General features: G+C 70.0%; 1 protein-coding gene. It reads left to right on the forward strand.

Annotated features, from left to right (window positions below):
- The coding region (locus CVH10_RS21925) for a P-II family nitrogen regulator (protein ID WP_146143268.1) at positions 1–105 on the forward strand (105 nt) is incomplete at its 5' end.
- Positions 106–260 lie beyond the last annotated feature (155 nt).

Consider the following 260-nt stretch of genomic DNA (forward strand, 5'->3'; position numbering starts at 1 on the left):
GCCGCCGCGCAGACCGGCCGTATCGGCGACGGCAAGATCTTCGTCATCCCGGTCGAAACCGCGCGGCGCATCCGCACGGGCGAGCGCGGCGACGACGCCATCTGATCGGGGCATCCCCGAAACGTTACGTCACCCCAGCGCAGGCTGGGGTCTCCCCGTTTCTTGTGCGGCGCCGGCTAGGCCCCTGCCTTCTGCGCAAATCCCCACGCCGCATCCGCCAGCATCGGCACGCGCTTGGCGGTTTCCTCCGCACGCGCATT

This window comes from Halomonas sp. ND22Bw (genome assembly GCF_003011945.1).
Taxonomy (GTDB): domain Bacteria; phylum Pseudomonadota; class Gammaproteobacteria; order Pseudomonadales; family Halomonadaceae; genus Halomonas; species Halomonas halophila.